Here is a 5,125-nt window from a genome sequence, read left to right on the forward strand (position 1 = left end):
TATCTACAGACCCTCGACACGAATGGAATGGACTGTAATGACTACTGGCCCCAACGACTACGCGGAACGCGCCTCAAGAGCCTTCAATCGCCGTGATGTGGAGGCGATGCTTGCGTTGGTTTGCGAAGACTTCATCTACCTCGACGGTATGGGGATTCAAACCGGTCGCGACGCCATGAGCAAACGAGAGACTGCGCTGTTCGAAGCGTTCCCCGATGCCCACGTGACCTTCACCCCATTCATGGTCGCTGGCAATCTTTTGGCGCTGACTGCCAAACTGACCGGCACCTTCGCCGCACCCTTGGTGCTGCCAGGCCGGGTGATCGCACCCCATGGACGCCATATTACCGTGCACTACGCCGCACACTTCACCTTCAGAAACGGGTTGGCCATCCGTGAAGAGGTCTTCTTCGACAGTGCGGTGTTGATGCCGTCAGCCGAACAGGGTGAGGGTTGAGCCATGCGTAGCGCATTTGTTACTGGAGCAACCGGCTTGCTGGGCAACAACCTGGTGCGTGAGTTGGTCGCTCGTGGCTACGCGGTCAAAGGCCTGGTCCGCTCAAGAGCCAAAGGTGAACAGCAATTCAACAATCTGCCGGGGGTGGAGCTGGTCGTGGGTGACATGGCCGATGTCGACGCATTCGCGGCATCGCTGCAAGGCTGCGATACGGTGTTTCACACCGCGGCGTTCTTTCGCGACAACTACAAGGGTGGCAGCCACTGGAAAGAACTCGAAAAGATCAATGTGTCTGGTACGCGGCGCCTGCTTGACCAGGCCTACCGCGCCGGTATACGACGGTTCGTCCATACGTCGTCCATTGCCGTGCTCGACGGCGCACCTGGCTCGTCCATCGATGAGACATGTCTGCGGGCCGACGCCGACGCGGATGACTACTACCGCAGCAAGATCCTCGCCGACCGTGTCGTCCTGTCGTTCCTGGAAGCACATCCCGAGATGCATGCCTGCATGGTCCTGCCCGGTTGGATGTGGGGCCCTGCCGACATTGGCCCGACCTCCTCGGGACAGTTGGTCAACGATGTCGTGAACGGCAAGTTGCCCGGGCTGATCCCTGGCAGCTTCTCCGTTGTCGATGCCCGTGATGTGGCAGGGGCGCTGATTGCTGCCGCCAGACAGGGCCGACGAGGTGAGCGCTATCTCGCGGCGGGCCGGCATATGACGATGGGTCAGCTGGTACCTGTTCTAGGACGTATCGCGGGCGTAAAGACACCCGTTCGACAACTACCGCTCCCCCTTCTTTACACCTTGGCGGCTGTGCAGGAGATCTATGCGCGCCTGACCGGCAAGCCCATTCTGCTAAGCATGGCTACGTTGCGCCTGTTGATACGAGAGGAGGACCGCACCTGCTTCAACCACCGCAAGAGCGAGCAGGAGCTTGGCATGAGTTTCCGGCCACTGGAGCTGACAATCACTGACACCGTGGCGTGGTACCGTGATCACGGCTGGTTTGAAAACCACAGTGCGCGCGCCTCGAAGAAAAAAAGCTCATCGGTCATGGTCGACAACTGACTTTCGCAGACGGGATTACCGTCCAGTCCAAAAGCCGATAATCTCGAGCCTCATTGTGCGGTTTTATGCGGGTACGGGAGGCGTACCTTGAGTTCCCGAAACCGCACTTGCTGGTCATTTACCACACACCAGAACAAGGACGTCAATTTGTGAACAGGGAAATCATCCTGATGCGTCACGGCCAGCCACAACTGGCCGCAACCGACAGGATCTCAGCGCTCGAGATGAAAGACTGGATCGAGCAATACGACCGATCCGAAATTACCCAGCACCCGGTCCCGCATGCCAGTCTGCAACTCGCCGCAACCGCCACGGTGATTGTTTCAAGCAGCGCGCCTCGTGCGCTGACCTCCGTCCAGGCGCTCGGCCTGAAGCCTGCGCTGGTCGACGCACTTTTCTGCGAAGCACAACTGCCTTGTGGTCATTGGAAACGGCCACGACTATCGCCGTTTACCTGGGCATTTATCCTTCGAGTCTTATGGCTGTGCGGTTACTCACGCAACGTCGAATCCGCCGGCACTGCGAGGATGCGCGCCAGCGTGGCAGCCAAACGATTGCAGTCCCTTGCCAGCGATGGACCGGTTCTGCTGCTCGGTCATGGCTTTATGAATCGAATGATCGCCAATCAATTGGTTGCCGACGGATGGGCTCGCCAAAAAGGTAACGGCAACCAGTATTGGAGTGCGACCGTGTATCAGTACGGCGGTGTGTAAGAGGCGCTAACGGGTCGGCAGAGATGCCTGTCAAATGCAGCACTGCGTTCATCGTCATCCGGGTAAACCGTCTTGGCGATGCAGCGGCAGCTGCATTAAGGGACGATTCATTCATGGGAGAGAAGTCGTGTCAGCCACATCCGGGAACAGCAACATTTTTCGCCTGGCAACCGCCCAGGCATTGGCGGGTGGTAACTCAGTCATCGTCTATGCAACCGGTGCTATCGTGGGAGACATGCTTGCACCGGATAAAGCATTGGCGACGCTGCCTATCTCCATTTTTGTCGTGGGCATGGCGAGCTGCACGCTACCTGCCGGCGCCATTGCGCAGCGCTATGGGCGCAGTCTCGTATTTATGCTGGGAGCGTTGTGCGGCATCCTGATGGGAGTGCTGGCTGCGACTGGCATTTACTTGTCTTCCTTCTTCATTTTCTGCGCTGCGATGCTGTTTGGTGGCGCTTATGCCGCTGTGGTGCTGACGTTTCGTTTCGCCGCCGCAGAATGCGTTCCAGAAAACAGGCAGCCCTGGGCGCTTTCAATCGTCATGGCTGCCGGCCTAGTGGCGGGTGTACTAGGTCCGCAGACGGTCACCTATACGATGGACCTATGGGAGTCCCACCTGTTTATCGCTACTTATGTTGCAGCCGCATTAATGGCAGTGGTTTCGGCGGCGGTGCTGTCAGGTGTCGATTTGCCACGCCATGAGGCGGCTGTGCGTACTCCAGGTCGCCCGCTTGCGGCGATTGTTCGGCAGCCTCGACTCATCAACGCCATGCTCTATGGCGTCATAACTTACACCTTGATGAATTTCCTGATGACTTCGGCCCCACTGGCAATGAAGCATGAGGATCTTTCACTGGAATCATCGAATCTGGCATTGCAGTGGCATGTCATTGCAATGTACGCACCCAGTTTTTTCACTGGAAATCTGATCCGCCGTTTTGGGGCAAACCGCGTTGTGCTGATGGGGTTGATGTTAACCGGCGCTTCTATTGCTGTCGGGCTTGCCGGTGTGCAGTCCTACCACTTTTATCTGTGTTTGGTGCTTCTAGGTATTGGTTGGAATTTCGGTTTTGTCGGCGCCTCTGCGCTCGTCCTTCAGTGTCATAAAACAAGCGAAAGAAACAGTGTCCAGGCGCTCAATGATTTCATTGTCTTTGGCGCCGTGGTGCTCGGCTCGTTTGCATCGGGAGGTATATTGAATCGATACGGTTGGACCGTTATCTGTGGGCTTGCCTTTGTACCTGTGCTGGTTGCCATAGCGACGTTGATATTGAGCGAGCATCGCGTCTGGCGTTCAATCCAGGAACGCACAAGCTAGGTGCCGTCGGCGAACCATTTAATGGTGGCGCAATAGCCTACGAAGCGGGACCCCATCTTTGAGTACTGGGGATTTAATGACGATGTAACTGAAGTACTTGGAGATACCGATATTCTTGTCCAGCAGCCCTTCGATCACTTCCTGATAATGCTGAATGCTGCAGGTCATGAAACGCACCAGGTAATCGTAACCGCCGCTGACTAAATGGCACTCCAGTACCTCATCGACCAAACGAATATTGGACTCGAACTTGGCGAAGTCCTCTCGTTTATGGTCGCTGAGCGTGATCTCAGTAAATACCGTGACCGAGTCGGTGATCTTGGCAAGGTTTAGATGAGCTCTATACCCGGAAATATAGCCGGCCGACTCAAGCCGTTTGACCCGCTGCAAGCATGGACTGGATGACAGGCCCACCGCATCGGCCAGACTGACGTTGGTCATTCGACCRTCTTTTTGAAGTTCAACCAGGATACTGATATCAATTCGGTCTAGTTTGATTAAACCTTCCATCGGGTACCTCTTGATTGCCGTTCAGATAGACAGTGGTTTTAGCAAACTCAACGTCGCAAAGATAGCTGATGCTGAGCGACCAGGTCAGCCATGCTAGTGATGTAAAAATCTGCGGAATTTTCCTGAGTATAATTCTCATGGCCACGGCGGATCAGGCACAATCCAGCCGATTTTGGCGGCTGCGCAGGAGGTCTGGAAATCTGCAGAATATTTTTGRGCTCCAGGTTGTTGGCCAGCAACCACTCGCTGTCCTCCAATGGATTACTGGCTCGGGAATGCAGGTCTTCGGGCACAATCCCCAAACGCTCGCAGAGCTGTTCGCGATCCTCGGCATCTCGATCGCAGTACACCAGCAGCCGATAGAATTTGCGCAGATACAACATGGCACCGGGCGCGTCCTCGAACAGTGACCAGTTGCATGCCGAACGGGCGAAACTCATGCCCTCTTCCCAACTGGCCTTGAGCCCAAAACGCTCTGCCAGCTGACGATGAGCAAAGCACAATAAGCCACTGAAACCCAGTTCGGAAAAACGTGGGTAGAGCGTGCGCACCGCCTCGTCAAAATCAGCCAATACCTCTTCCCTGCCTGGCATGCCCGGATGGTCTTCGAGCAAGGGTTGCAGGGCCGTCCAGATACCGGAATCCCGATCGACCAGGACTTCGTCGCAATCGATCAGCAGTGCACGATAATCAGTCAGGTACATGGTGTGTAGCCTCCCATGATGCATTCATCAATCCATGTGCGCTAAATGCCCTCGGTCGGCGCATTGCTACATTGCGCCAACCGAGACCTGAGATTAATCCAACACTCGTAATAATGCCGCTTCAAGAATTGTCAGCGCTTCGTCGATCTGATTTTCTTCGGTTACCAGAGGAGCCAGGAAGCGCAGCACATTTCGGTACACCCCGCATTTGATCACCAACAGCCCACCAACCCTGGCCTGATCGATCAGTTGTTGGGTGAGTTCTGCATCGGGGCTGCGGGCCTCATCGTCTTTGATCAATTCGATTGCCAGCATGAAGCCGGTGCCGCGCACGTCACCAATACGAGGG

7 protein-coding genes are annotated in these 5,125 nt (G+C 55.8%); 4 read left to right on the forward strand and 3 right to left on the reverse strand.

The features are described 5' to 3' along the window. Window positions 1-37: 37 nt before the first annotated feature. The 4 genes from ACXRVY_RS16545 (at window position 38) to ACXRVY_RS16560 (ending at window position 3,562) form a co-directional block, all read left to right on the forward strand. Window positions 38-457 (forward strand): ester cyclase, encoded by a 420-nt coding sequence (locus ACXRVY_RS16545; RefSeq protein ID WP_457266036.1) that lies wholly within the window; start codon window positions 38-40, stop codon window positions 455-457. A gap of 3 nt (window positions 458-460) precedes the next feature. After that, window positions 461-1,528, forward strand: coding sequence for an SDR family oxidoreductase (locus ACXRVY_RS16550; RefSeq protein WP_457266035.1), 1,068 nt, complete (start codon window positions 461-463; stop codon window positions 1,526-1,528). A gap of 170 nt (window positions 1,529-1,698) precedes the next feature. Beyond that, window positions 1,699-2,241 (forward strand): histidine phosphatase family protein, encoded by a 543-nt coding sequence (locus ACXRVY_RS16555; protein WP_223458994.1) that lies wholly within the window; start codon window positions 1,699-1,701, stop codon window positions 2,239-2,241. 127 nt (window positions 2,242-2,368) lie between these two features. Beyond that, window positions 2,369-3,562 (forward strand): MFS transporter, encoded by a 1,194-nt coding sequence (locus tag ACXRVY_RS16560; protein WP_457266034.1) that lies wholly within the window; start codon window positions 2,369-2,371, stop codon window positions 3,560-3,562. An 18-nt stretch (window positions 3,563-3,580) separates the two neighbouring features. On the opposite strand, the gene ACXRVY_RS16565 is transcribed toward ACXRVY_RS16560, so the two are convergent. The 3 genes from ACXRVY_RS16565 to ACXRVY_RS16575 all read right to left on the reverse strand — a co-directional run. Next, window positions 3,581-4,072, reverse strand: coding sequence for an Lrp/AsnC family transcriptional regulator (locus tag ACXRVY_RS16565; RefSeq protein WP_108219348.1), 492 nt, complete (start codon window positions 4,070-4,072; stop codon window positions 3,581-3,583). Between the two features lie 47 nt (window positions 4,073-4,119). Then, a complete protein-coding gene (locus ACXRVY_RS16570) occupies window positions 4,120-4,776 on the reverse strand; it encodes an HAD family hydrolase (protein ID WP_458237782.1) in 657 nt (218 codons plus the stop codon). A 93-nt stretch (window positions 4,777-4,869) separates the two neighbouring features. Next, a partial coding sequence (locus ACXRVY_RS16575; RefSeq protein WP_458237783.1) for an aminotransferase class III-fold pyridoxal phosphate-dependent enzyme occupies window positions 4,870-5,125 on the reverse strand: 256 nt, incomplete at its 5' end.

Source organism: Pseudomonas sp. P5_A2_2, from assembly GCF_054177685.1.